Genomic DNA, 25,782 nt, shown 5'->3' on the forward strand with positions numbered 1-25,782 from the left:
CCCAATTATTTCCGCCTGAGCAGCGACTCTGCCGCGTCGGCGATTGCGGCCGGCGCCATCCCGAATTCGTCGAGCAGGAACTCTGCCGAACCGGTCGGAGCGTAGATGCCGGGAACGCCGAGACGTTTCATCGGGACTGGAGCATTGTCGACCACCACTTCGGCGACCGCGGAACCGAGCCCGCCAAAGATCGAATGTTCTTCGGCCGTGACGATCGCTCCGGTTTCCCTAGCGGCAGCGATGATGGCGTCCTCGTCGATCGGACGAACCGTTGCAAAGTTGAGCACTCTGGCATTGATGCCGCGATCTGCAAGGATCTCGGCGGCCTTCAGAATTCGATGCGTCAAAGTACCGTTGGCGATAAGGGTGACGTCGGAACCCTGGCGAAGGAGGTTTGCCTTGCCAAGTTCGAACCTATGACCCTCCGGAAGCAGATCGGGCACACCGACGCGCGACAGCCGCAGGAAACAGGGCCCGTTATAGGCGGCCGCCCACTCGACCGCGGCAGCTGTCTCGATGCTGTCACAAGGCGCAATCACCGGAAGATTGGGCAGAACCCGCGTCCAGGCGAAGTCTTCGATCGAGTGGTGGGTCGGGCCGAGTTCGCCATAGGCCATTCCGGAAGAAATGCCGACCAGCTTGACGTTGGCATTCGAATAGGAAATGTCGGCCTTGATCTGCTCCAGCGACCGCCCCGTGAGAAACGGCGCGGCGGCGCAGACGAACGGAAGGCGTCCGCCATTGGCAAGGCCCGCTGCAACCCCCACCATGTTCTGCTCGGCGATACCGACATTGACGAGGCGCTCTCCAAACTTCGCCTTGAAGCCGCCGAGCTTGGAGGAACCGACGGAGTCGTTGCAGACGGCAACGATCGTTTCGTTTTCGCCTGCCAGCCGTTCAAGCGTGGAGGCGAAGGCGTCGCGGCAATCGTAGAGCTTGGGTGCGTTGATTGGCGCGTTCATCACAGTGCCTCCGACAATTCTGCCAATGCCATCTCGTATTGTTCTCTGCTCGGCACCTTGTGGTGCCAGTCGACCCGGTCCTGCATGAACGAGATCCCATGGCCCTTGTTGGTATGGGCCACAATGCAATGCGGTCTCGATCCCCGGTGTTCGAGGGCCGAAACCACTTCGCTCATCTTGTTGCCGTTGATCTCGGAGACCTCCCAATCGAAGGCCTCGAGCTTCGGGCGAAGCGGGGCAAGATCGTTGGTTTCGGAAAGTGCGGCGCCCTGCTGGAACCTGTTATGGTCGATAACCAGCGTCAGGTTATCGAGCTTGAACTGTGCGGCCGCCATGATCGCTTCCCAGTTTGAGCCCTCCTGCATCTCACCATCGCCGGTGACGACGTAGGTGTGATATTTGGCGCCGGAAAGCTTGGCGGCTTTCGCCATTCCTATTGCAACGGGAAGACCGTGGCCGAGCGGCCCGGTATTCGTTTCGACGCCGGGAACCTTGTTGCAATTCGGATGCCCGTTCAGCCTGGAATGCGGCTGCAGGAAGGTGGAAATCTCTTCCTCCGGGATGAAGCCGCGTTTGGCGAGCGTCACATACAGAGCACATGCCGTATGTCCCTTTGAAAGAACGAACCTGTCGCGGTCGGGATGTCGAGGGTGATCGGGCCAAACATTCAGCACACGAAAATAGAGGGCGGTCAAAATGTCGATGACCGACATTTCCCCGCCGATATGGCCGGCGCCCGCTTCGAAGACCGCCTGGAGATCGCGCAATCGGATCTCGCGAGCGACCCGCTCGAGTTCTGTCGTTTCCATGAATTCCTCTTTGTGCATAAATATTCAGTCATCAATATTTTTGCATAAGAAACCGATTAGTCAAGCCTTTTAAGCGACGACGGCGGGATAGACGTCGGGAAAATCCGGTTGACAGCCATGTAGCAACTTGTTAATGAATTTTCCAGCATCGGTGAATATTTATTCTACAGATGACCTAGCTGTTAGCCTAGTGCAGAGGGAGGAACAATGGTGGCGCTCGATATCAATGAAAACGGGCTTTCGTCCGGCGCCTGGTTGAGCAAGCTCAAGGGAGCCACCGGCCCTCTTGTCGGGCTGCTCGCGCTTTGCGTCTTTCTGAGCCTCAGCACCGACACGTTTCTTTCGGTTCGCAACGGCCTCAACATCCTCGATCAGATCACCGTCCTCGGCATCATGGCCGTCGGAATGACCTTCGTCATTCTGATCGGCGGCATCGATCTCTCCGTCGGCTCGGCACTCGCTCTTGCGATGATGGTCATGGGCTGGACCGCGAATGTCGCCGGCCTGCCGCTGCCGGTCGGGATCGTCTTTGCCCTGGTCGCAGCGGGGGTTTCGGGGCTGATCGTCGGACTTCTGGTGACGCAGTTCAGGGTTCCAGCCTTTATTGCCACTCTCGCGATGATGTCCGCGGCTCGCGGCGTCGCCAATATGATCACCGACGGCCAGCAGATCGTCGGATTCCCCGACTGGTTCATGATGCTGGCAATCGACCGCCATTTCGGGGTGTTGACCGCCACTGTGTTTCTCATGCTCGCGGTTGTTCTTGCGGCGTGGCTTTTCCTGCATTTCCGGTCCGAAGGGCGGATGCTCTACGCGGTGGGCGGAAATCCGGAAGTCGCGCGCCTTGCGGGCATCAACGTCCCGCTCGTGACGATTGGCGTCTACATCGTCAGTTCAGTCCTGGCAGGGCTTGCAGGCATCGTGCTCGCCGCCCGGCTGGATTCCGTCCAACCATCAAGCGGTCTGGGCTATGAGTTGGACACCATCGCTGCCGTCGTCATCGGCGGAACCTCGCTCTCCGGCGGCGCCGGCGGCATCGGAGGAACGCTGATCGGTGTTCTCATCATCGGCGTCCTTCGCAACGGTCTCAATCTTCTCAACGTCTCGCCGTTCCTGCAGCAGGTGATCATCGGCATCGTCATCGTGCTCGCGGTCGGGGCGGAGACCATTCGTCGGCGTCGCGCCTGACGTACTGCGTCCGCCGCGTCGGCGGGCCTGGAATTCCGTCCCAGGAGTTTGGGGCGGATCAATACCCCGAGGGGGAGGACATACCCGAGGGTTCCATCAAACAACGGAGGAAATACAATGAAAATTGCGCGCACCATGCTCGCGTCCGCTGCCCTGCTCGGCCTCACGCTCGGCCCCGTACACGCCGCGGAACTGAAGAAGCTCGGCCTGGCCGTTGCCAACCTTCAGGCAAACTTCTTCAACCAGATCAAGCAATCGGTCGAGGCCGAAGCCAAGAAGCGCGGCATCGAAGTCATCACCGTCGACGCAAAGGGCGACGGGCCGACACAGGTCAACCAGATCCAGGACCTCCTGACCCAGAAAATCGACGCGCTGATCTACATTCCGGCAGGTGCGGCGGCTGCGACCGTTCCGGTCAAGCTCGCCAAGAGCGCCGGCATTCCGGTCGTAAACGTTGACCGCAACGCCGAAGGAGCACCCGGCGATACCTTCCTTGCAACGGATTCCGTCGCCTCTGCCAAGGCGGTCTGCGACTACATTCTGAAGGAAGCCGGCGGCAAGGGGAAGATGGTCATCATCCACGGCCAGAAGGGCACGACGCCGGAGGTCGACCGCTCGAAGGGCTGCGCTGAATCTCTGAAGGCCTATCCCGACGTCAAGGTTGTCGCCGAGCAGTTCTCGAACATCTGGAGCCAGGATGAAGGCTTCCAGATCATGCAGAATATGCTGCAGGCAAACCCGGACGTTTCGATCGTGTTCGCCCAGGCCGACGGCCTCGCCCTTGGCGCCGCCCAGGCGATCAAGGTTGCCAATCCTTCCCAGAAGATCGTGGTCGGCGGCTTTGATGGTGACACCGCGGCTCTCGAAGCGCTCAGCAAGGGCGTCTTCAACGTGACTGCGACCCAGCAGACGCAGAAGATGGGCCGTGACGCGGTCGAAAATGCCGCCAAGCTTGTCGCCGGAGAAAAGGTGCCGCCGGTCCAGCTCCTGGATGCCACGCTGACAACCAAGGAAAACGTCGCAGGCTTCATCGCCAACCACCCCTAGCGCCTTGGCCCCGAAAATCGGAATCGATTTTCGGAAGCACAACGGCGCTCTAATAAAGTCAGGTCTTGAGGAGGTGTGCCATGACTGATCCGGTTCTTTCCCTGAAGGGCATATCCAAGTGGTATGGGCCGCTCCAGGTTCTGAAGAATGTCAGCTTGGACGTCTATCCGGGCGAAGTGGTCGCACTTCTCGGTGAAAACGGAGCGGGCAAGTCGACGCTATCGGGCATCATCGCCGGCTCGCGCACGCCGTCCGAAGGATCGATGACATGGCTGGGGCAGCCTTATGCCCCGGTCACCCCAAGAGAAGCCATCGACAAGGGCGTTGTCCTGATCCATCAGGAGCTGCAGCTTCTGCCGCAGCTGTCGATCGCGGAAAACGTCTTCATCGGACGCTGGCCGATGAAGAACGGCGTCGTCGACCGTGCCCAGATGGTGCGCCGCGCCCAGGACCAGCTCGCTCGCTTGAACCTTCACATACCCGCAACGCGGACCGTCGCCGGCCTTTCCACCGCAAATCAGCAGCTTATCGAGATCGCCAAGGCGCTGGCTCTCAACGCAAAGCTCCTGATCCTCGATGAGCCGACAGCCGCCCTTGGCGGCGCCGAGACGGAGGCTCTCTTCGAACAGGTTCGCAAGCTTCGGTCGGAGGGCGTCGGCATCGTCTACATTTCCCACCGCATGGAAGAGATCAAGCAGATCACCGACCGTATCGTCGTTCTTCGCGACGGGGAGCGGGTGCAGGAATTCTCAGACAGCGCAACCCCGGTGCGAACGATTGTCGAGAGCATGGTCGGACGCCCGCTTGACCGCTTATTCCCTGCCCTGCCGGTCCCGACAGATCGTCCGGTCCTCCAGGTATCCGGGCTAAGCTCGCCGGACAATTCGTTCCGTGACGTTACCTTCGAGGTGCGGGCCGGGGAGATTCTCGGCATCGCCGGATTGGTCGGCGCCGGCCGCACCGAATTGGTGCGTGCGATTTCAGGAGCAGATCCGATCAGTGCGGGTTCGGTCACGCTGGAAGGCGAGGAACTGAGGCTGCGCGATCCGGCGGACGCGATCGCCAAGGGCCTGGTGATGGTCCCGGAAGACCGTAAGGAACAGGGCCTGATCGTCGGGCACCGGATCAGCGAGAACATTATCTACGCCAATCTCGACAAGCTGGGCGGTGGTTGGATTACACCACGCATCAAGCGCTCGTTTGCGGAGAAGGCAGTCGCCAAATTCGGCGTCAAGGGCCGTGCCGAGCAGTACGCCTCGGACCTGTCAGGCGGCAACCAGCAGAAGGTCGTGATCGCCAAGTGGCTGACGCGCGATCCTAAGGTCGTCGTGCTCGACGAACCGACGAGAGGCATCGACGTCGGCGCCAGGGCGGGCATCTACGACATCATCGTCAATCTTGCCAAACAGGGCGTCGCAGTCATCGTCGTCAGCTCGGACCTCGAGGAAGTTCTCGGAGTCTCCAATCGCATTCTCGTGCTTGCCCAAGGCAAACAGGCGGGCATTCTCAATCGTGACGAGGCGAATGACGTTTCGGTCATGGAGCTAGCCACCATCTAAAGCACTTTTGCCGGGAATTGCGTGAAAACAAAACAGACAGAGAAAGGAAGAGCGGTGTCCGACATCACTCTGAACGCCCCGAAGCTTTTCGATCTCAGCGGCCAGGTTGCCATCGTTACCGGGGCTGGGAGCGGCATTGGGCAGCGCATTGCCATCGGCCTTGCGCAGTGCGGCGCGGACGTGGCGCTGCTCGACCGTCGGACCGACGACGGGCTGGCCAATACGGCCGAACATATTCGCGCCGCCGGCCGCCGCTCGATCCAGATCGCGGCGGATGTCACCAGCAAGTCTTCCCTTGGAGAGGCGATAGCACGGACCGAGGCAGATCTCGGCGCATTGACGCTAGCCGTCAACGCAGCGGGCATCGCCAACGCCAAGGCGGCCGAAGAGATGGAAGAGGACCAATATCAGACGTTGATGGATATCAACCTAAAAGGCGTCTTTCTCTCCTGCCAGGCCGAGGCTCGCGCCATGCTGAAGAATGGACGCGGCGCCATCGTCAACATCGCTTCCATGTCCGGTGTGATCGTAAACCGGGGGCTGAGCCAGGCGCATTATAACGCCTCCAAGGCGGGCGTGATCCATATGTCGAAGTCTATGGCGATGGAATGGGTCGACCGCGGCATTCGCGTCAACACCATCTCCCCCGGATACACGGCAACGCCGATGAACACCCGTCCGGAAATGGTCCACCAGACCAAACTCTTCGAAGAGCAGACGCCGATGCAGCGCATGGCAGCTGTGGACGAGATGGTCGGTCCGGCTGTGTTCCTGCTGTCGAATGCAGCAAGCTTCGTGACCGGCGTCGATCTTCTTGTCGACGGTGGTTTCTGCTGCTGGTGATGCGGTGAAAGAGCGCTTTGCCGGCAACTGGAAAACGGTCTCGCTTCCTCCCTGGCTGAGATCGCGGCGCTGAAGGGACCAACGGGCAAGACGGCGTGCGATATCGTCGTCTGCCCGCCCTTCACGTCGATCGAACAGGCTGTCGCTTTAGCTCCAAGAATGCTCGCAGGCAGCTCGCGCCCAGATTTGCTGTTTATGTCAGGATACCGGAAGGAAAGAGCATGAAACGCTTCGAACAAAAGACTGTCGTCATTACAGGGGGCAGCCGCGGCATCGGCGCGGCCATCGCCAGGCGCTTTGCCCGCGAAGGCGCCAATCTCGTCGTTTCGGCCAACGAGGACCTCGTCCACGGCGTCGCCGAGCAGATCCGCGCCGAAGGCGGCAAGGCGATCTCCTTCATCGGCGACGTCACCGACAAGGCGAGCGTCACCGCCCTCTACGATGCTGCCGAGGCGGAGTTCGGGTCCGTCGACGTCTCGATCCAGAATGCCGGTGTCATCACCATCGCCCGCGTCGAAGACCTCACCGAAAACGAATGGGACAAGGTCATGGCCGTCAATACCAAGGGCGTCTTCCTCTGCGCCCAGGAAGCGATTGCAAGAATGCGCAAGCATAAGCGCGGCGGCCGCATCATCAACACCGCCTCCGGCCAGGCCCGCGACGGCTTCATCTACACCCCGCATTACGCCGCCTCGAAAATGGGCGTCGTCGGCATCACCCAGAGCCTGGCCAAGGAAGTCGCGACCGACAAGATCACCGTCAACGCCTTCTGCCCCGGCATCATCGAGACCGATATGTGGGCCTATAACGACCAGGCCTGGGGCAAACTGCTCGGCAACTATGCCCCCGGCGAATTGATGAAGGAATGGGTCGAAGGCATCCCGATGAAACGCGCCGGCTCCGGCGAGGACGTCGCCGGCCTGGTCACCTTCCTCGCCAGCGACGACGCCGCCTACATCACCGGCCAGACGATCAATGTCGATGGCGGCTTGATCATGTCGTAGGGGACGGCGGCACTGAATCTAGATGGAAGATTTGCCTTGAAGCAGCCATATGCCTTTCGCTTGCCGCTCAAGGCGTTCGTCGCCGACGCTCCTCACCCCCCTCATCTGCCCTGACGGGCATCTTCTCCCCGCTGGGGAGAAGGGGGAGCAAGCTGCTTGCCTTCGTTCCGCGACGAACGTCCCAAAAGAGGCGAGACGCCACTACGAGTCCCTTCTCCCCAGCGGGGAGAAGATGCCGGCAGGCAGATGAGGGGACTACGCGGCACATCTTTCATTGCCTGCCATCGGTGAGCGCAACGGATGGCAAAATGAACGCACACCCCCTCGCCCCATCCTACGTCCTGCTGATCGAAACCCCACCATCCGCCAGCATCGCCGTCCCCGTCACGAAGCTCGCCATATCCGACGCCAGGAACAGTGCCGCATTGGCGATCTCTTCCGGTTGTGCCATGCGCTTCAGCGCATGCAGCCCCTCGACGAAAGCGAGCACTTCTGCCGTCGCATCCGGCGCGTTGGTGATGCTGGCCGGCGTGTCGGTGCCACCGGGAAGCAGGGCGTTGACCCGGATCTTTTGTCGCCCGAGCTCGGCGGCGAGCACCTGCACGAAGCCGATCAGCCCCGCCTTGCTCGCCGCATAGGCGGCCATGCCAGGCATGCCGGCGGTATGGCCGACGAAGGTCGAGGTGAAGATCAGCGATCCGCCGCCTTTGCCCATCGCCGCCGATTGGTGTTTGGCACCGAGGAAGGCGGCAGTAAGATTGGTCTCGATCGTCTCGCGCCAGCCCTCCAGCGACAGCCCGGCAACCGGCCCCATCTCGCCGAGAACGCCGGCATTGTTGAAGGCAATGTCGAGCTTGCCGAAGCGCGAGACCGCCGTGTCGACGAGCCTTGCCTGCAGCGCCTCGTCCCTGACATCACCTGATATGGCGACGGCCTGCCCGCCCTCCGTCTCGATCTCGGCGACGACGGCATCGAGCGCCTCTTGTCGCCTTCCGGTGACCACGAGTTTTGCGCCCTGCCGCGCAAAGAGCGTCGCTGCCGCACGGCCGATACCGGAGCTTGCACCGGTGATGATCGCGACCTTGTCGTTCAGAAGTGTCATGTCCGTTTCTCCTCAATTGTCGAGGCATCTGAAATCTCAAACATCAGGCAAGGCAGCCACCCGTTTCCCGCGCGGACAAATGAAAAACTAGGGATGGCCGATGATTTCAGCCGGCGATCAGGTCGGCCGCCGAACGAGGGCGGCAGCCTCGATCGCCACCTCGAAATAACGAAATTCACGTTGTAAAACGATGCTTTGCTGCGGTTTCCGCATGCGCCCTGCCGCACTGTCAGTACCATTGTGCGCTGCATCATCGATTTATCCCGGGTGTGACATTCATCCGATTCCCTTGATGTATCTTCCCGACTAAGAAGGGGCGCACAGGTAAAGGGAATCTCTTCATGCCGCGGTCACGCAATACTGAGGGCGCCATCTATATGAGCATGGCGATGGCCGGCTTTTCCGCAAGCGACGCTCTCTCCAAATCGGTGGTCGCCTATATGAACGCCGGCGAGATCATGTTTCTGCGCGGCCTCTTCACCAGCCTGCTCGTCTATCTGATCGCCCGGAAAATGGGGGCTCTGCGCTCCTGGCGCATCGTACTGCAGCCGATCATCATCCTCCGCATCATCTGCGAGATGTTGTCCGCCGTCACCTATATTACCGCGCTCGGCATGATGCCGATCGCCAATGCCTCGGCGATCCTGCAGTCGCTGCCGCTGGTCGTCACCTTCGGTGCGGCGCTTTTCTTCCGCGAGCCCGTCGGCTGGCGGCGCTGGTCGGCGATAACAGTCGGCCTCGTCGGCGTGATGATCATTATCCGCCCTGGACCGGAAGGATTCACCGCCGCCGCCCTGCTCTGCGTCGGCGCGGTATTGACGACGGCCGGCCGCGACCTCGCCACCCGCTCGATCGATCCGGAGATTCCCTCGCTGATGATCACCGTCATCACCGCCATCTCCATCTCCTTTTTCGGCGCTCTGCTCATCCCCCTGCTCGGCGGCTGGCAGCCGGTCAGCGCGACTTCGCTCGGGCATCTCATGCTCGCCTCGGTGCTGGTGCTCGTCGGATACCAATCGGTCATCCTCGCGATGCGCACCGGCGAGATCTCCTTCGTCGCGCCGTTTCGCTATACCAGTCTGATCTTCTCGTCGCTGCTCGGCTTTTTCTTCTTTGCGGAAGTTCCGGACAACTGGACGCTGCTGGGGGCTGCGATCGTCATCGCTTCCGGCCTCTATACGTTCTATCGTGAGGCCAAGCGCCGCGTATCGCCGATTGCGCAGGAATCCGCGCCGCGCTCACCGGTTTGAGGCAGGGTGATGACTGAATTCTCGCTCGACAGATCCGATATATCAGGCGTCGTGTTGGCCGGCGGCCGCTCGCAGCGCATGGGCCGCGACAAGGCGGGCGTCATGCTCGGGGCCGAAAGCCTGCTCCACCATGTGCTGACCCGCCTTTCGCAGCAGGTCGGCCCCGTTGCCGTCAATGCCGATGCCGCCGCCGAGAATGTACCCGTCGTTCCCGACCGTCTTCTCGGCAAGGTCGGGCCGCTCGCCGGCATCCATGCGGCGATGGTCTATGCGACCAACCTCCCCGCGATCACACATGTCGCCACCGTCTCGGTGGACTGCCCGTTCTTCCCGGCTGATCTGGTCGCCCGGCTGGCGTCAGCGCTCGAACACCCGTCGCAGATTGCCGTTGCCGCCTCAGAGGGCCGCAGCCATCCCGTCTTCGGTCTCTGGCCGGTGACGCTCGCCGCCGATCTTGAAGCCTGGATCGCCACCGACGAAAAGCGCCGGGTACGCGACTTCCTGTTGCGGCATGACGTTACGGAAGTAAGCTTTCCCCTGCATCCGACACGCGCCAGCCTGCTCGATCCCTTCTTCAACATCAACACGCCTGACGATCTCATCGAGGCGGAACGCTGGCTGGAGGCCCTTCGCCCATGACCGCCCCTAAAGTCTTCGGCATTGCCGGCTGGAAGAATTCGGGCAAGACGGGTCTCGCCGTCCGCCTGGTGACCGAATTCACCCGCCGCGGCTACAAGATCTCGACGATCAAGCACGCCCATCATGATTTCGACATCGACAAGGTCGGGGCCGACAGCTACCGCCACCGCCAGGCCGGCGCCCACGAGGTCACCATCGTCTCCGGCACCCGCTATGCCATCATGCACGAGTTGCGCGGCGCGTCCGAACCCGCGTTCGAGGAAATCCTCGCCCGTCTCGCTCCCTGCGACCTCGTGCTGATCGAAGGCTACAAGCGCGAGCCGATCCCGAAGATCGAGGCTCGCCGACTGGAGGCCGCCAACCGCCAACCGCTGGCGCCGAGCGATCCCCATATCTCAGCCATCGCCGCCGATCATGCCGTCACGGATACGGCCCTGCCGGTCTTCGATCTAGACGACATAGGCGCCATCGCCGATTTCATCGCTGGCATCGTCGGCCTTGAGACGCCTCGGCCCTGAGCCGCGGCTATCGAACCTGGGAGGCGGATCCGCTTTGCTTGCCACCGCCTTGCGGATTTCCTTGGCAAGCTGGGCTTGGTTATAGGGCTTCGCCAGTCTCGGAAGATCGATGTCGGTGCCGGCGGGCAGATCGGCATAGCCCGTTGCCAGCACGATCGGCAGCGCCGGATCAATGTCCCGCGCCGCCTCGGCGAGTTGTGCGCCGGTCATGCCGGGCATCGAGTAGTCGGTGATGACAAGATCGAAATGCTGACCGCTGCGGATCAGCTCCAATGCCTCGGAGCCGGAATTTGCCTCGAAGACCTCGTGACCGAGATCTTCGAGCATGTCGACCGAACTCATGGCGATCAAGGCATCGTCATCGACCAGAAGGATCTTCAGTCTGGATGCAGCCTGCGGGACGGAGAACTCAGCCTCAGCCGGCCGCTCGGGGCGCCGTTTGGTAGCCGGGAGCCACAATTCGGCGGTCGTCCCCACTCCAAGCTCGCTTGTCAGAAGAAGTGCGCCGTTGAGCTGAACGGCAAGTCCGTGGATCATCGATAGGCCGAGGCCCGTGCCCTTTCCGACTTCCTTGGTCGAGAAAAATGGATCGACGGCCTTCTTCAACGTCTCCGCATCCATGCCGGTGCCGCTGTCGGCTACCGCGAGGACAAGATAGGCTCCCTCACTGAGATCGCCGACATTGCCGACAACCTCTTCCTCGCGCAGCGATATGGACAGCCTTCCCCCCTCCGGCATCGCATCGCGGGCATTGACGGCAAGGTTGAGCAGCGCCAGTTCGAGCTGGTTCGCATCGACCAGCGCCGGCGGCAACGTCGCCGGCAGGATAGTCTCGATGCTGACAGAAGATCCGACCGAGCGCCGCAGCAGGTCGCTCATGCCGGAGACCAGTTCGGCGAGATCGACGGGCCTGACCTGCAGATCCTGCTGTCGGGCAAAAGCCAATAAGCGCTGCGTCAGCGCCGCCCCCCGGCGCGCGCCCTGAAGTGCCCCATCGACCAGACGCGTCGCCTTGGCATCTCCGGCTACGTGCTTGCCGAGCAACTCCAGATTTCCGAGAACCACCATCAGCAGATTGTTGAAATCATGCGCAACCCCGCCTGTGAGTTGGCCGATCGCTTCCATTTTCTGTGATTGGCGAAGCTGTTCCTCGGCTCTTTCGCGCTGGGCGACTTCCTCGAGCAGGGTCCGGTGAGCGGCCTCGACATCCCTGGTCCGTTCCCTGACGCGCTCTTCGAGGTTTTCATTGAGTCGCTTCAGTTTTTCCTCGGCGAGCTTCCTGGCGGTCGTATCGGAGCAGACGCCGACGAGCTTCCTGGCGGAACCATATCTGTCGGCATGGAGCTGCGCATGAACCTCGGTCCAGTGCTCTGACCCATCCGGCCAGATCGTCCTGTGATCAATCGAATAGTCTCGTCCCGTGTCGATCGTCTCGCGCAGGCGTGCCTGCACGAGGTCTCGGTCGTCTGGGTGAATGCTTGCAAGTAGGTCGTCGTAGGTCACTTCGTCGTTCGGCCCTCGGCCGAAGATCGCCTTGCATGTCACCGAGACTGCCAAAGCCCTCGAGGATAGTTCCAGCTCCCATGCCCCTAGATGACCGGCGGCCAACGCCGTCTGCAACCGCCGCTCTGCGTCGCTGAGAGCCTCGAGTTGAGCGCGCGCCTCATATTGGCGCAGGCGCCCCTTTAACGCGGTTCGGACAATGCTGATGAAGGAGGTCGCATGGAATGGCCTTTCCAGAAAGGTGACGTTGCCGAGAACCTCGGAAAGCCGGGCAGCGGCCGGATTTCGCTCAGGCCCGCCGCCACGTGTCGTGAGTACGATGAACGGTAGGTCTGACCAACTCGGCTGAGCCGAAACCCAGGCGGCAATCGGCCTGAGATCGCGCGAGCGAACGGCCTCTTCCGTCAGAACGCCGAACGCTATGTCATCGCTGAGTGAAGACGCGAAAATGGAAAGGTCCGCGGTAGCAATCGAGGCCAACCCGGCCTCATCGATCAACGATGTCGCCACCCAGGCATCGCGGCCGCCGGGGCTGTAGATCAATGCTTTCGGTTTGCCGGAATTAGGAATTGCCGCTATCCCCACCATCGGTCGCCAGGAGCGGCGTTGCTGTCGCGATGAATTCTGGAACGCCGCGAAGTACGCCCTGGAACCCGACGAGAGGATCTCCGAACCGCAAGCCGGAAGCGTCGATGCGATACTCCCGGATGGTGTCCTCGTGAAAGCCGGTCCTCTTCTTGATCACGGAGACCGCCCGCCGCACCTTTCCCGCGGCCTCGAAGTAGCGCAGCAGAATGACGGTGTCGGCGAGATAGGTAACGTCGACGGGTGCCTTCATGTCACCGACCAGCCCGTGCTGGGCAACGGTGAGGAATGTGTTGGCGCCTTGCCTGTTCAGATATTGCAGCAGCTCATGCATGTGAAGGATCAGCGAATTCTCATCCGGCATCGAAGCCTGATAACCGTTGATGCTGTCGATGATCACGGTTTTCGCATCCGACTTGTCCACGCAACGGCGCACCCGATGGGAAAATTCGCCCGGTGACAGTTCAGCGGCATCGAGCTGTTCGATGTGGATGAGACCCGCATCCCTCATCGCTTCGAGATCCATGCCGAGCGCCTTCAGTCGCGCAAAGAGCAGACCGAGTTCCTCGTCGAAAATGAAGGCCGCCACTTTTTCGCCGCGCGCCACCGCCGCCATCAGGAATTGAAACGAGAAAGTGCTTTTGCCTGTCCCGGCAGGCCCGAGGATGAGTGTGCTGGAACCCCGCTCGAGGCCACCCCCCAGGAGAAGGTCCAGTTCCGGGATATCGCAGGAAATCTGGTCGCGAAGGTAACTCGACCTGTGTTCGGCGGCGACCAGTCGCGGAAACACCATGACGCCGCCGGTCTGGATGATGAAGTCGTGATAACCGCCGCGGAAGGCCTGGCCTCGGTATTTCATGATCCGAAGGCGTCGGCGCTCGGAGCCGTAGCTCGGCGCCAGTTCCTCGAGATGGATGACACCGTGCACGACGCTGTGCACCGTCTTGTCGAGCACGTCGGCCGTTAGATCGTCGAGCAGAAGGACTGTCGCTCCCTGCCGGGCAAAATAATGCTTAAGCGCCAGGATCTGCCGGCGATAGCGCAGTGAACTTTGGGCGAGCAGCCTTATCTCCGACAGGCTGTCGAGAACCACACGACGTGGCTTGACTCGCTCGAACGCGGCAAAGATTTCCTTTGTCGTCTCTCCGAGTTCGAGATCCGAAGAATAAAGCAGGCTTTGCTGCTGGTCGGCATCCAGCAGGCTTTCAGGAGGCACGAGCTCAAAGACCTCGATATTGCCGTCGATCACCATGCCGTGCGATGCCGCGCCGGCCCGGAGCTCGCTCTCGGTTTCCGAGAGAGTGATATAGAGCCCCGGCTCGCCGAGCCGTGCGCCTTCAATCAAAAACTGTAGCGCGATGGTCGTTTTGCCCGCTCCCGGATTCCCCTCCAGGAGAAACACGTGGCCCGTCGAAAGGCCTCCTGCCAGAATTGTGTCCAAACCGGACACACCGGTGCGGGCTTTCGTGGCAGGTGCAGCAGTATTCATTCATTGTTTCCTTCAGTTTTAAGTGTGAATTAGTGGCGAGCGATAGAATGTCAAATCGCCGGCACAGCATGTTTCGTCCCGGCAAAGAGGCTGTCGGGGCGTTGGTACAGGTGCTGTGTGGATACCCGCTCGTTGGCGGGACTCTGAGAATGTCGGCCCTATCCTCGATGGCGAAGCGCATCGACAACAAGGGTGAAGGCCGCCGAGGCGTGCCGGCGGCTCGGATAATAGAGATGGTAGCCGGGAAACGGCGGGCACCAATCCTCCAGCACCCGCACCAACCGCCCATCGGCAAGATGCGCCTGAACGGCGTCTTCAGGTAGATATGCCAGCCCCGCTCCGGCGAGCGCGGCATTCAGCCGCAGGGCGATAGTGTTGAAGGTCAACTGTCCTTCGACGCGAACCTTCAGCTCGCGCTCGTCCCGCTCGAATTCCCATGCATAGACACTGCCATGGGTCGGCAGGCGCAGATTGATGCAGTTGTGATCAGGAAGATCCTGCGGCATGAGCGGCTTCCGGCGCCTTTCGAAATAGGCGGGAGCGCCGACCACGGCCATGCGCATGTCAGGACCGATTCGCACCGCGATCATGTCCTTCGCCACCTGTTCGCCCAGCCGCACGCCGGCATCGTAGCGTTCCGCAACGATGTCGGTCAGTCCGTAGTCGACGATGATCTCGACATTGATATCGGGATAATCCGGCAGGAGCCTTTCCAGGGCGGGCCAGAGGATCGCATCCGCTGCATGCTCGCCGGCATTGATGCGGATTGTGCCGGCCGGCTTCTCCCGATAGGCGCTCAAGGCGGCAAGCTCGGTCTCGATCTCGTCGAGCCGCGGGCCGACGGTGAGAAGCAGTCTTTCACCAGCCTCCGTCGGCGAGACACTGCGCGTCGTGCGTGTCAGCAGTCTGAGCCCAAGCCGCTCCTCCAGCCCCCGGATCGTGTGGCTGAGCGCCGACTGCGACACACCGAGTTTCGCCGCCGCCTTCGTGAAGCTTTGTGCGCGGGCAACGGCAAGGAAGGCGATCAGGTCATTGACGGCAGGACGCGGCATTTATGAAACTTTCTCATAGGTCCTTGCCATTCCTACCATCTAATCGCGATCAAAGACACGCGCTAAATATACCTCCATCTTCGATTGAGCTCGTTCGCCGCGTGCGGACGAGCGTTCCCCACGCTCCGGCACAGGAAGGAAAGATCATGGAAATCAAACGAAGCGCCTCGCAACCATCGGCCAAGGGACCGGCGGACTGGTTCACCGGTACGGTGCGCATCGATCCTCTCTTTCAGGCGGATCCGGCCCGCGCGGCCGGCGCCAGCGTCACCTTCGAACCCGGCGCCCGCACCGCCTGGCACACCCATCCGCTCGGCCAAACGCTGATCGTCACGTCAGGCTGCGGCCGCGCGCAGCGCGAAGGGGGGTCGATCGAGGAGATCCGCGCCGGCGATGTCGTCTGGTTCGCACCGGGTGAACGCCACTGGCACGGCGCATCGCCGACGACGGCAATGACCCATATCGCCATCCAGGAACAGCTCGACGGCAAGGTCGTCACCTGGATGGAGCATGTCACCGACAACGAATACCAGGATTAGGAAGGAAGAGGCGATGCAGACACGTGAACTCGGAAAGAGCGGGCTCCAGGTCTCGGCCATCGGTCTCGGCTGCATGGGGCTGAGTTATGGTTACGGCCCGGCGACGGATATTCAAGAAGCGGTGGCGCTGATCCGGCAGGCCTTCGAACGCGGCGTCACCTTCTTCGATACGGCCGAAGCCTACGGCCCCTATAAGAATGAGGAGCTTCTGGGAGAGGCACTCGCCCCCTTCCGCAGCGAAGTGGTGATCGCCACCAAATTCGGCTTCAACTTCGATGCCAATGGCGGCCAGAGCGGCATGAACAGCCGCCCGGAACAGATCCGCGCGGTTGCCGATCAGGCGTTGAAGCGCTTGAAAACCGATGTCATCGATCTGTTCTACCAGCATCGCGTCGACCCGGATGTTCCGATCGAGGATGTCGCCGGCACGGTCAAGGCGCTGATTTCAGAAGGCAAGGTGAGACATTTCGGCCTCTCGGAGGCCGGCGTTCAGACGATCCGCCGCGCCCATGCCGTCCAGCCGGTGACGGCGCTGCAGAGCGAATATTCGCTGTGGTGGCGCGAGCCCGAGCAGGACATTCTGCCGACGCTCGAAGAGCTTGGCATCGGTTTCGTGCCGTTCAGTCCGCTCGGTAAGGGCTTTCTTACCGGCGCAATCAGCGAGACGACGACTTTCGACAGCAAGGATTTCCGCAACATCGTGCCACGCTTTTCGTCAGAAGCGCGCAAGGCCAACCGGGCGCTCGTCGATCTCCTCGCCGACATCGCCGCAGACAAGAAGGCTACCTCAGCCCAGGTGGCGCTCGCATGGCTGCTGGCGCAGAAACCCTGGATCGTACCGATCCCCGGCACCACCAAGCTGCATCGCCTCGAGGAGAATATCCGGGCCGCCGAGGTCGAACTGACGGCCGAGGATCTCGGCAAGATCGAAAGCGCGCTCGCCACCATCAAGGTGGAGGGCGATCGTTATCCCGCGCATTTGCAGGCAAGGGTCAATCGCTGAAAAGCGGAAGCGGCCACCACCCTTTTCGTCATGCTCGGGCTTCTGCCCCAAGCATCTGCAGCCGGTCGATCAATTGGTGGCAGATCCTCGGCACTCGGAAAGTAGCGACCCAACCGCGATCCGCCGGCCGACAGGCACACGCTATGACATCGCGAATATACCAAGACCTGCTACGTCACAGGTTTTGGTCGCAGACGGGCGTCGTACAGCAGGTGAATCTGGCGGCAAGTCATTGGTCGGTCGTGTCTTCCCGAACCTGCAGAATGCGGTCGATAAGACCCCATTCCACAGCCTCTTCCGCTGTCATGAAACGGTCGCGGTCCATCGCCTGCTCGAATTCTTCGTAGGTCCGCCCGCAATGTTCGGCGTAGAGCCGTGTCATGCGATGCTTCGTCCGTCTCATTTCTTCGGCATGGATGAACATATCAGATGCCTGTCCCTGGAAACCGCCCAATGGCTGGTGAATATGGATGCTGGAATTGGGAAGCGCTGTCCGCTCGCCCGGCTGGCCTGACATCAACAGGAACGAGCCCATCGAACGGGCGGTCCCCATGCATAGCGTATGCACCGGCGCGCGGATGTAGCGCATGGTATCGTACATCGCGAGACCGCTGGTCACGACGCCACCTGGCGAATTGATGTAAAGATGGATCGGCCGCTTGGGATTTTCAGCTTCAAGAAACAGCAATTGCGCGCAGACGAGCGCGGAGACGGTATCGTTTACCTCGCCGTTGAGGAAGATGATCCTCTCTCGAAGCAGACGGGAATAGATATCGAATGATCGCTCCCCTCTATTGGATTGTTCGACGACCATTGGGACGAGTTGCATCGCTTCGCGCATTGGCGAACTCCAATTCTTCCGGAAATTGATAGGAAAGGCCTGCCGCGTCAGGCGGCGAGCATCAGGGTCTGGCTGTTGCTGTTGGCGACGGTTTTCGCCAGCCGCTCCAAGGTCGCGCCGGTCAGCTCGTGGATGATCCGCAGGCTGATTCCGCCCGACGTATTCGGGGCGATCGTGAAGGTGACAAAGCTTTCAAGGAATGGTGGGGTGTCGTCGCGCAATCTGTAGCGGACTTCCTTGCCCGGTGTCTCGGAGACGGATTGCGGATCGGCAAGCGCTTCTTTCGGCAGCCACCTCTCCCGAAATTCGGCAATGCTGATCGCGCGCCAGACTTTTTCCGGCGCCGCGTCCAGCTCGTATTGCTGTTCGAATCCGGTTTTCTGCACCTTGGCCTTGATGTCGTTCATTGGTCCATATCCTTCAGCAAGAGCTTGAGAGCGTCAATACGGGTGGGCCAATAGGCACGATATCTAGCCAGCCATTGGACGATGAGGCCGAGCCCGTCCGGATCGACTTCGTAATTCACGAAACGTCCCTCCCGCTGTTCGCGCACAAGTCCTGCCTCCCGCAACACGGCAAGGTGTTGGGACATCGCCGGCTGGCTGATATCCATGCCCTGCCTGAGTGCGCTGGCATTCATGGTGCCGTTCGCCAGCCTCTCGAAAATCGTGCGGCGGGTTGGATCGGCCAAAGCTCGGAAAATATCATGTTCCATCACAGCGTCACATAAGCACACACTTATGTGATTTGCAAGTCCGCTTCAGGCTTTTGTCAATTCGCGGGCAAAGGCTGCGATGGGCGAGGAACGGAGACGTTGCGGCATGTCCCCTTCGCCCCTCTTGCGGGGGTCCGAAGGACGGGTCGAGACCCGTGGCTCGACCCAGGCAAAGGTGGCGGCAGTCGGATGAGGGGCTGCTCGCCGATCTTTGGGCGGGGGGTATCAACAAACCGAATCGACCGTCGTCCCTTGCGGCCGCTTTTGCATCACCGCCGCGGCGCCGGCGCATTCTCCTGAAAAGCCGGTATCGCCTCGAGCCTGCCGACAATCTCCGCAATATTCGGCCACCGCGCGAGATCGAAGCCCATGCGCCGGGCGCTGATTGCCTGCGGGAAGAGGAAGATATCGGCGATGCCAGGCCGATCCCCGACCGCGAAGGCGCCTTGCCGGCGGCCGGCGATCATCGTCTCCACAGCCGCCATTCCCTCGCCGACCCAGTGGCGGCTCCAGGCGGCAACTGCATCGGCATCCGCCTGGAAGGCGGCGCCCAGGTGCAGGCCGATCCGCGGCGGCAGCAGCGCATGGATCTCGGCTGCGATCGCCAGCGCGATCGACCGCGCCAGCGCCCTGCCCTCCGCCGTATTGGGCAGCAGCGGCGGCTCGGGCTTGATCTCGTCGAGATATTCGACGATCGCCAGCGACTGGGTGATGAGGACGCCGTCATCCGTCAGCAGGGCCGGCACCAGCCCCTGCGGATTGACGCTGCGATATCCGGCCTGCCGGCTCTCGGCCTCTTCACCGAGAATGGTGACCGGCAGCGCTTCGGCCGTCAGCCCCTTCAGGGCGAGCGCGATGCGGACTCTCGACGTCGCCGAAGAAATTTCGTTCTGGTAGAGCTTCACTGTCCTTCTCCCTGATGGCCTGAAGTGGAAACCGCAGATGCCACTGTGACCAGGCCGGCAAGCGGCGAAGGCTCCCGCGAGCTGATGTCGTAGATGCAGGGCGCGGCGAAGACCGTCGCTCCCAAAAGGCAAATGATCATCAATCTCATCAAATCCTCCGTCGACGAGGCCCGATCGGCGTCGTCTCGCTGGCTTTCGGCTTCGATATTCTGCCCGCCCACGGCCAAGGGCCTTGGGCGGGCAATGCCATCGGTCAGGCGACGGTCAATTCGACATGGATATTGCCGCGCGTGGCCTTCGAATAGGGGCAGGTCCGGTGTGCCTCATCCAACAGCGCCTTTGCGACATCCGCTTCGATACCCGGCAGGCTCACTTTGAGCCGGGCTTGCAGGAAATAGTCGCCGTCGGTCGTTCCGAGATCGACCTCGGCATTCACCGCGGTCTCGGCCGGAAGCCGGACCTTCAGCTTGCCCGCGGCAATGCCGATTGCGCCGAGAAAACAGGCCGACCAGCCGGCAGCAAAAAGCTGCTCGGGGTTGGTGCCGGGCCGCGTGCTGCCGGGAGGCGAGAGCTTGATATCCAGCTGGCCGTCGTCGCTCTGCGAAGCGCCGTCACGCCCGCCGGTGGTGCGGGTCTTGCCGGTATAGAGAACCTTGTCGATCTTAGTCATGGAACACTCCTAGTGTTGCGTCGTTAAAGGCGACGCGGGTTGACGGAGTGTGGTTTGACCGATCGATATATCCGGCATGTTTCTGAAATCAGCCGAAGTGTCACAAAACGTAGCATTCGGTATCCCGGACATTTTCCCATACAAAACCGCCGGAAAAATTCCGACGATCGCAATCGTCACCGAAGGGTGACTTCTGCAGCCAGCCCGCCGCCGGCGCGATTGTAGAGCCGCAGCGATCCGCCGATCTTGGCGGTCAACTGCTGGGCGATCGCAAGACCGAGGCCCGTGCCGCCGGTCTCCCGGTTGCGGGATTGCTCCAGCCGGAAGAAAGGCTGCATTGCGGCCTCGAGCATGTCGTCTGGAATTCCAGGCCCCCGGTCCATCACCGTGATGACGACATCGTTTTCCGCGTTGTGTTCGACGCTGATTTCGGCAGCGCCCGCAAATTTCAACGCATTGTCGATGAAGTTCGACAGGATACGGCGAAGGGCATGCGGCTTGGTCAGGGCGGCGCCCTGAACCAGCCCGACGACCGTGACTGCCTTTCCGGTGTCCTGATAATCGTAGGCTATGCTGTCGATGAACGAGGCGAGATCGATGCGCGCATTCTTCTCGCCGTTGCCGTGGGCGCTGCGCGCATAGGCGATGCCGTCCTGGACGAGGCGCTGGATCTCGCCGAGATCCTGCACCAGCTTGTCCCTCTCCGGCGAATCCTCCGCCATGTCGGCGCGCAGCCGCATGCGGGTGATCGGCGTCTGCAGATCGTGTGAGATCGCCGCCAATATCTGCACGCGCTCTTCGAGGTAATGGGCGATCCGCTCCCGCATCGCATTGAAGGCGCGGGCCGCATGCGCGACCTCGCTCGGACCCGCCTCGCTGAGCGCCGGGCCATCCTTGTTGGGGTCGAGGGCATCGGCGGCGGCGGCAAGCGCGCCGAGCGGCCGGATCGCCTGGCGAACCGCAAACCAGGTACAGAGGATGAGCAGCAGCATCTGGATGACGAAGACATAGGGCAGCCATGCGGCGATCGGCATGACGCCTCTCGGCGTGACATCGATCGTCAGAGGCGTTCCGTCGCTCAATGTCAGATGCGCCTGCAGCCGGTTCACCTCGCCCGGAATCCGTTCGATACTGATCGGAAAGCGGTGCCCGGCGGCCGCCTCTATCTTGCCTGCGATCTCCCTTGCCTTGCTGGAGCTGTCGGGCACACCGGCCAGACCAGGTCCGAGTTCGAAGCGGTAATTGCCGCGGCTCAGCCAATCCAGCAGGTCGCCGCGCTCACTGGACGGCAGCCGGTCGAGAACGGCAATCGACGTTGCGACGTCATTCTCCAGCGTGCCGAGCATCACCGCCTTGGCCGACATGGTGCGCTCCATATAGAGCACACTGAAGGAGAGCCCGTAGGCGAAAGCCAGGCCGATCAAAAGGATCAGAAAGATCCGCGATCGCAACGTCCTCGGCCACGTCAAAGCCGAGACTGAGGGGATTGCCGCTCTCATTGGCGCGGTTCCGAGATTTCGACCGGAACGGAAAATACATAGCCTTCGCTGCGCACCGTCTTGATGTAAGTCGGTTCGCGCGCATCGTCCCCCAGCCGCTGCCGCAGGCGGCTGACCAGGAGATCGATCGAGCGATCGAAGAGGTCGGCGTCACGGCCCTGCGTCAGGCTGAGAAGCTGGTCGCGATTGAGCACCCGCTGCGGGTGATCGATGAAGACGCGAAGCAAGCGGTATTCGGCGCCGCTGAGCGCAATCGCGGTCCCCTCCTTGTCGAGGAGATGCCGGGCGACCGTATCGAGCCGCCAATCGCCGAAGCTCAGCAGCTGCCCCGCCTCGCTGATCTGCAGATTGGGCGGCAGCATGCGCGTCCGCCGCAGCACTGCCTTGATGCGGGCAAGCAGCTCGCGCGCGGCAAAGGGTTTGGGAAGGTAATCGTCGGCGCCCATCTCCAGCCCGAGGATCCTGTCCATCTCGTCGGTGCGGGCCGTCAACATCAGGATCGGGATCGCCTTGTGCCGGCCGGAGCGCAACTCGCGGCACAGCACCAGCCCGTCGTCGCCGGGCATCATCACGTCCAGCACGATCAGGTCAACGGCATTGGCTTCGATAAAACTGCGCATCTGGCGTCCGTCCGCGGCAACGCTGGTCCTCAGGCCATTCTTCTGCAGATAGCTCGACACCAGCTCGCGGATTTCGCGATCGTCATCGACGATCAGGATGTGATCGACATGATCCATTTTGCCTATTCCTCAACGATACTGCGGTCGCGCCCTCCGCCTCGCTCCGGTGTCGAGACGGCTGACGCGACCTACGCATATTCCATCGACCGGAGCAACGAGGCTCCGCGACGACCTAAAAACGATCGACGTCGATGACCGCCTGCGCGAAGGCCTGCGGCGCTTCCTGCGGCAGGTTATGGCCGATGCCGCCGCCGATGGTGCGATGCTCGTATCTGCCGGAGAATTTTGCGGCATAGGCGGAGGGCTCTGGATGCGGCGCACCGTTTGCATCACCCTCCATGGTGATCGTCGGCACCGAAATCATCGGTAAGGCGGCAAGCGTCTTTTCATAGGCATCGTATTTGGCTTCGCCTTCGACAAGCCCCAGGCGCCAGCGATAATTGTGGATGACGATCGCGACATGGTCGGGATTGTCGAAGGCGGCGGCCGACCTGTCGAAAGTCGCATCGTCGAATTTCCACTTCGGCGAAGCCGTCTGCCAAATCAGCTTTGCGAAATCATGGGTATTACTCTCGTAACCCAGCCGCCCACGTTCGGTTGCAAAATAAAACTGATACCACCAAGCCAGTTCGGCCTTCGGCGGCAGGGGCTTCAGATTGGCTTCCTGGCTGCCGATCAGGTAGCCGCTCACCGATACCATCGCCTTGCAGCGCTCCGGCCACAATGCCGCCATAATGTTGGCGGTCCGCCCGCCCCAGTCATAGCCGGCAATCACCGCCTTCTCGATATCGAGCGCATCGAGCAGCGCGATCATGTCGGCAGCCAGCGCCGACGGCTGGCCATTGCGAGCCGTCTGGTCGTCCAAGAAGCGGGTCGTGCCATAGCCGCGCAGATAAGGCACGATCACCCTATAGCCTGCCGAGGCAAGCAACGGCGCAACGTCGACGAAACTATAAATATCATAGGGCCAGCCATGCAGCAGCAGTACCACCGGGCCATCCGCCTCCCCCGCCTCGGCATAACCGATATCGAGCACGCCTGCCTTGACCTGCTTCAGCGCTTCGAACGACGTATTGGTTCCGGCTTTCACATCAGGCAGGGATACGGAGCCCTGCGCCGACTGGGCAGCCGCGGTGCGGGCCACGCCGAATTCGACTGCCGCAAGTGCGATTGCCGTCATGCCGAAGAAACGGCGGCGGTTATGATTGATTTGCTCTGACATCGGTCTCTCCTGTCGAATGACTCACGGCGCACAGAAGGCATTTGGCTTGTATCACCGATGTGTCGCAAGCCGTCGCCTTTTGAATGCGGATGTAGCTCCGGGCCGCGGAGATACAGTCTGATACAATCCCGCCGTCCGGGCAAAGCATCCCACCGTCCGCAGCCATTGTCGCTGCCGAAACGGCAATTGTGTCGTTTTGTATCGCCCCGCCCGACCGCAACACTTCGCTACAATTTCGGCAAAACCGGACACATCGGCGATACGTCCGCCAGGCCATATCGCCGCCGTGCTGGTTCAGGCCCATCGCCGTCCAGAGCCCGATCAATCGGTTTCAAAGGAAACGATGATGACACTTCTGATCATTGCCTATCTCGGAGGCGCGCTGACGATCCTCAGCCCGTGCATCCTCCCCATCCTCCCCTTCGTTTTCGCCCGTGCCGGACAGTCCTTCGTCAGGAGCACGCTGCCCATGCTCGCCGGCATGGCCGCCACATTCGCGCTGGTCGCAACGCTTGCCGCCGTCGGCGGCAGCTGGGCCATTCGCGCCAATGAATATGGCCGCCTCGTCGCGATCGTCCTGCTGGCGCTCTTCGGCGCCAGCCTGCTTTCGCCGCGTTTCGCCAGCACGCTTGCCCGGCCGGTCGTCGACCTCGGAAACAATCTTCTGAACGCCTCGGGTGGTGGACGCACCGCCACGGTGAAGAGCGCACTTCTCCTCGGCGTCGCCACCGGGCTGCTCTGGGCGCCCTGCGCCGGACCGATCCTCGGCCTCATTCTGACCGGCGCCGCCTTGCAGGGCGCCAACCTGCAAACGACCTTCCTGCTCGCTGCCTATGCCGCCGGCGCCGCCAGCTCCCTTGCCGTCGCCCTGCTTGTCGGCGGCAGGATATTCGCCGCCATGAAGCGTTCCCTCGGCCTTGGCGACCGGATTCGTCAGGTGCTCGGCGCTGCGGTACTGGCCGGCGTCGCCGTCATCGCGCTCGGCCTCGATACCACCCTGTTGGCACGGCTTTCCTATGCCAACACCGCGTCGCTGGAACAGGCCGTGCTCGACAGGCTGCATGCCAAGCCGCTGGGCGGCGCATCCGCAGCGATCGCGAGCAACGACGTGATGGTTGCCGATGCGAACAAGCCCTTCCGCGCCGATCTGCCCGTCGAAGGTTATGCGCCTTCGCTTGACGGCGCTGTCGAGTGGCTGAACTCCAAACCCCTCACCACGGAACAGCTGCGGGGCAAGGTGGTGCTCGTCGATTTCTGGACCTATTCCTGCATCAACTGCATTCGCACGATCCCCTATGTCAAAGCCTGGGCGGAAAAATACGCGGATCAAGGCCTCGTCGTGATCGGCGTGCACGCCCCGGAATTTGCCTTCGAGAAGAAGGTCGACAACGTCAGGAAGGCGGTCGGTGACTTCCAGATCGGCTATCCCGTCGCGATCGACAATGATTACAAAATCTGGCGCGCCTTCGAAAACAGCTATTGGCCGGCCGCCTATCTGATCGATACCGAAGGTCAGATCCGCTACCACCATTTCGGCGAAGGCAATTATGGCAGGACCGAGAAGGCCATTCAGGACCTGCTGCGCGAGGCCGGCAGCCAGACGACGGCCAGCGCGCCGGTGGCACCGGACGCCAAGGGCGTGGAAGCAGGGCCCGACCTCAGCAACATCCGCTCCGGCGAGACCTATCTCGGCTACGAACAGGCGGCGAATTTCGCCTCTCCTGAAGGGCTCCAGGCCGATACGCCGCACACCTATTCGATCAGCGAGCCGAGCCTCAACGGATGGGGTCTGTCGGGAAGCTGGGTTGTCGGCCGCGATCAGGCCACGCTCGATCAGGCCGGCGGCGGCATAACCTACCGTTTCAGCGCGCGCGACCTACATCTTGTTCTTGGGCCCGGCGGCAACACCAAACCGATCCGCTTCCAGGTGAAGATCGACGGCAAGGCGCCAGGCCCGGACCGCGGCTCCGACATCGATGCCGACGGCAACGGCACGGTGACCGCGACCAGGCTTTACCAGCTCATCCGCCAGTCCGGCACCGTCACCGCCCGCAACTTCGAAATCCGCTTTCTAGATCCCGGCGTCCAGGCCTACGCCTTCACATTCGGCTGAGCCTGAACCCCGCAATATCCCGATCCTCGACAACGACCCAAAGGA

General features: G+C 61.7%; 26 protein-coding genes. 11 read left to right on the forward strand and 15 right to left on the reverse strand.

Going from position 1 to position 25,782, the window contains the following annotated elements:
- Nucleotides 1–5 precede the first annotated feature (5 nt).
- Together RLEG4DRAFT_RS20995 and RLEG4DRAFT_RS21000 are read right to left on the reverse strand one after the other, a co-directional pair.
- Entirely contained in the window at nt 6–962 is a 957-nt protein-coding gene (locus RLEG4DRAFT_RS20995; RefSeq protein WP_003579715.1) for a transketolase family protein, read from the reverse strand.
- Nucleotides 962–1,771 (reverse strand): transketolase, encoded by an 810-nt coding sequence (locus RLEG4DRAFT_RS21000; RefSeq protein ID WP_003579717.1) that lies wholly within the window; start codon nt 1,769–1,771, stop codon nt 962–964. The genes RLEG4DRAFT_RS20995 and RLEG4DRAFT_RS21000 overlap by 1 nt, the downstream gene beginning before the upstream one ends.
- 207 nt (nt 1,772–1,978) lie before the next feature.
- Here RLEG4DRAFT_RS21000 and RLEG4DRAFT_RS21005 point away from each other — a divergent pair, with 207 nt between their 5' ends.
- The 5 genes from RLEG4DRAFT_RS21005 to RLEG4DRAFT_RS21025 all read left to right on the forward strand — a co-directional run bounded on the left by RLEG4DRAFT_RS21005 (nt 1,979) and on the right by RLEG4DRAFT_RS21025 (nt 7,412).
- Complete coding sequence (locus tag RLEG4DRAFT_RS21005; protein ID WP_003579718.1) at nt 1,979–2,959, forward strand: ABC transporter permease; 981 nt, start codon at nt 1,979–1,981, stop codon at nt 2,957–2,959.
- Between the two features lie 117 nt (nt 2,960–3,076).
- Complete coding sequence (locus RLEG4DRAFT_RS21010; protein WP_003579719.1) at nt 3,077–4,006, forward strand: sugar ABC transporter substrate-binding protein; 930 nt, start codon at nt 3,077–3,079, stop codon at nt 4,004–4,006.
- Between the two features lie 80 nt (nt 4,007–4,086).
- Nucleotides 4,087–5,565: a sugar ABC transporter ATP-binding protein gene (locus RLEG4DRAFT_RS21015; protein ID WP_003579720.1), complete on the forward strand. Its 1,479-nt coding sequence runs from the start codon at nt 4,087–4,089 to the stop codon at nt 5,563–5,565.
- A gap of 54 nt (nt 5,566–5,619) precedes the next feature.
- Nucleotides 5,620–6,408, forward strand: a complete 789-nt coding sequence (locus RLEG4DRAFT_RS21020) for an SDR family oxidoreductase (RefSeq protein ID WP_003579721.1) — start codon at nt 5,620–5,622, stop codon at nt 6,406–6,408.
- A gap of 221 nt (nt 6,409–6,629) precedes the next feature.
- Nucleotides 6,630–7,412: a glucose 1-dehydrogenase gene (locus tag RLEG4DRAFT_RS21025; RefSeq protein WP_003579722.1), complete on the forward strand. Its 783-nt coding sequence runs from the start codon at nt 6,630–6,632 to the stop codon at nt 7,410–7,412.
- 334 nt (nt 7,413–7,746) lie between these two features.
- On the opposite strand, the gene RLEG4DRAFT_RS21030 is transcribed toward RLEG4DRAFT_RS21025, so the two are convergent.
- Nucleotides 7,747–8,514, reverse strand: a complete 768-nt coding sequence (locus tag RLEG4DRAFT_RS21030; RefSeq protein ID WP_003579723.1) for an SDR family oxidoreductase — start codon at nt 8,512–8,514, stop codon at nt 7,747–7,749.
- Nucleotides 8,515–8,855: 341 nt separating this feature from the next.
- Between RLEG4DRAFT_RS21030 and RLEG4DRAFT_RS21035 the strand changes: the two genes are divergently transcribed.
- Genes RLEG4DRAFT_RS21035 through mobB form a run of 3 tightly spaced genes read left to right on the forward strand, consistent with a single transcriptional unit; the run spans nt 8,856 to nt 10,921 of the window.
- Nucleotides 8,856–9,764, forward strand: a complete 909-nt coding sequence (locus tag RLEG4DRAFT_RS21035; RefSeq protein WP_003579724.1) for a DMT family transporter — start codon at nt 8,856–8,858, stop codon at nt 9,762–9,764.
- Between the two features lie 9 nt (nt 9,765–9,773).
- Nucleotides 9,774–10,403: a molybdenum cofactor guanylyltransferase MobA gene (gene mobA / locus RLEG4DRAFT_RS21040; RefSeq protein WP_003579725.1), complete on the forward strand. Its 630-nt coding sequence runs from the start codon at nt 9,774–9,776 to the stop codon at nt 10,401–10,403.
- Nucleotides 10,400–10,921 (forward strand): molybdopterin-guanine dinucleotide biosynthesis protein B, encoded by a 522-nt coding sequence (gene mobB, locus RLEG4DRAFT_RS21045; RefSeq protein ID WP_003579726.1) that lies wholly within the window; start codon nt 10,400–10,402, stop codon nt 10,919–10,921. The genes mobA and mobB overlap by 4 nt, the downstream gene beginning before the upstream one ends.
- On the opposite strand, the gene RLEG4DRAFT_RS21050 is transcribed toward mobB, so the two are convergent.
- From RLEG4DRAFT_RS21050 to RLEG4DRAFT_RS21060, 3 genes are all read right to left on the reverse strand, one after another.
- The gene (locus RLEG4DRAFT_RS21050) at nt 10,853–13,012 is read right to left on the reverse strand and encodes a hybrid sensor histidine kinase/response regulator (RefSeq protein WP_003579727.1); all 2,160 of its coding nucleotides are present in this window, start codon (nt 13,010–13,012) and stop codon (nt 10,853–10,855) included. The two genes, mobB and RLEG4DRAFT_RS21050, sit on opposite strands and share 69 nt — an antisense overlap.
- Nucleotides 12,987–14,498: an ATPase domain-containing protein gene (locus tag RLEG4DRAFT_RS21055; protein ID WP_003579728.1), complete on the reverse strand. Its 1,512-nt coding sequence runs from the start codon at nt 14,496–14,498 to the stop codon at nt 12,987–12,989. Before RLEG4DRAFT_RS21055 ends, RLEG4DRAFT_RS21050 begins: the two co-directional genes overlap by 26 nt.
- A 158-nt stretch (nt 14,499–14,656) precedes the next feature.
- The gene (locus tag RLEG4DRAFT_RS21060) at nt 14,657–15,550 is read right to left on the reverse strand and encodes a LysR family transcriptional regulator (protein WP_003579729.1); all 894 of its coding nucleotides are present in this window, start codon (nt 15,548–15,550) and stop codon (nt 14,657–14,659) included.
- Between the two features lie 146 nt (nt 15,551–15,696).
- On the opposite strand from RLEG4DRAFT_RS21060, the gene RLEG4DRAFT_RS21065 reads away from it, so the two are divergent.
- Both RLEG4DRAFT_RS21065 and RLEG4DRAFT_RS21070 read left to right on the forward strand, forming a co-directional pair.
- On the forward strand, nt 15,697–16,089 hold the full coding sequence (locus RLEG4DRAFT_RS21065) for a (R)-mandelonitrile lyase (protein WP_003579730.1): 393 nt from the start codon (nt 15,697–15,699) through the stop codon (nt 16,087–16,089).
- Nucleotides 16,090–16,102: 13 nt separating this feature from the next.
- Entirely contained in the window at nt 16,103–17,092 is a 990-nt protein-coding gene (locus tag RLEG4DRAFT_RS21070) for an aldo/keto reductase (protein ID WP_003579737.1), read from the forward strand.
- 229 nt (nt 17,093–17,321) lie between these two features.
- On the opposite strand, the gene RLEG4DRAFT_RS21075 is transcribed toward RLEG4DRAFT_RS21070, so the two are convergent.
- The 9 genes from RLEG4DRAFT_RS21075 to RLEG4DRAFT_RS21115 all read right to left on the reverse strand — a co-directional run bounded on the left by RLEG4DRAFT_RS21075 (nt 17,322) and on the right by RLEG4DRAFT_RS21115 (nt 23,624).
- Complete coding sequence (locus RLEG4DRAFT_RS21075; protein WP_003569127.1) at nt 17,322–17,933, reverse strand: ATP-dependent Clp protease proteolytic subunit; 612 nt, start codon at nt 17,931–17,933, stop codon at nt 17,322–17,324.
- A gap of 47 nt (nt 17,934–17,980) precedes the next feature.
- Nucleotides 17,981–18,340 (reverse strand): SRPBCC family protein, encoded by a 360-nt coding sequence (locus tag RLEG4DRAFT_RS21080; protein ID WP_003579738.1) that lies wholly within the window; start codon nt 18,338–18,340, stop codon nt 17,981–17,983.
- Nucleotides 18,337–18,648, reverse strand: a complete 312-nt coding sequence (locus tag RLEG4DRAFT_RS21085) for an ArsR/SmtB family transcription factor (protein WP_003579739.1) — start codon at nt 18,646–18,648, stop codon at nt 18,337–18,339. Before RLEG4DRAFT_RS21085 ends, RLEG4DRAFT_RS21080 begins: the two co-directional genes overlap by 4 nt.
- Nucleotides 18,649–18,917: 269 nt before the next feature.
- Entirely contained in the window at nt 18,918–19,553 is a 636-nt protein-coding gene (gene maiA / locus RLEG4DRAFT_RS21090; RefSeq protein WP_003579740.1) for a maleylacetoacetate isomerase, read from the reverse strand.
- Entirely contained in the window at nt 19,550–19,702 is a 153-nt protein-coding gene (locus RLEG4DRAFT_RS40945; protein ID WP_037094698.1) for a hypothetical protein, read from the reverse strand. Before RLEG4DRAFT_RS40945 ends, maiA begins: the two co-directional genes overlap by 4 nt.
- Nucleotides 19,703–19,806: 104 nt before the next feature.
- A complete protein-coding gene (locus RLEG4DRAFT_RS21100; RefSeq protein WP_003579741.1) occupies nt 19,807–20,223 on the reverse strand; it encodes an organic hydroperoxide resistance protein in 417 nt (138 codons plus the stop codon).
- Between the two features lie 176 nt (nt 20,224–20,399).
- Nucleotides 20,400–21,722 carry an ATP-binding protein gene (locus RLEG4DRAFT_RS21105; RefSeq protein ID WP_003579742.1) on the reverse strand — a complete coding sequence of 441 codons (1,323 nt, stop codon included), beginning with the start codon at nt 21,720–21,722 and terminating at the stop codon, nt 20,400–20,402.
- Nucleotides 21,719–22,459, reverse strand: a complete 741-nt coding sequence (locus RLEG4DRAFT_RS21110) for a response regulator (RefSeq protein WP_003579743.1) — start codon at nt 22,457–22,459, stop codon at nt 21,719–21,721. Before RLEG4DRAFT_RS21110 ends, RLEG4DRAFT_RS21105 begins: the two co-directional genes overlap by 4 nt.
- Before the next feature lie 115 nt (nt 22,460–22,574).
- On the reverse strand, nt 22,575–23,624 hold the full coding sequence (locus tag RLEG4DRAFT_RS21115) for an alpha/beta fold hydrolase (protein WP_003579744.1): 1,050 nt from the start codon (nt 23,622–23,624) through the stop codon (nt 22,575–22,577).
- A 346-nt stretch (nt 23,625–23,970) separates the two neighbouring features.
- On the opposite strand from RLEG4DRAFT_RS21115, the gene RLEG4DRAFT_RS21120 reads away from it, so the two are divergent.
- Complete coding sequence (locus tag RLEG4DRAFT_RS21120) at nt 23,971–25,737, forward strand: cytochrome c biogenesis protein DipZ (RefSeq protein ID WP_037093933.1); 1,767 nt, start codon at nt 23,971–23,973, stop codon at nt 25,735–25,737.
- Nucleotides 25,738–25,782 lie beyond the last annotated feature (45 nt).

This window comes from Rhizobium leguminosarum bv. trifolii WSM2297 (genome assembly GCF_000271845.1).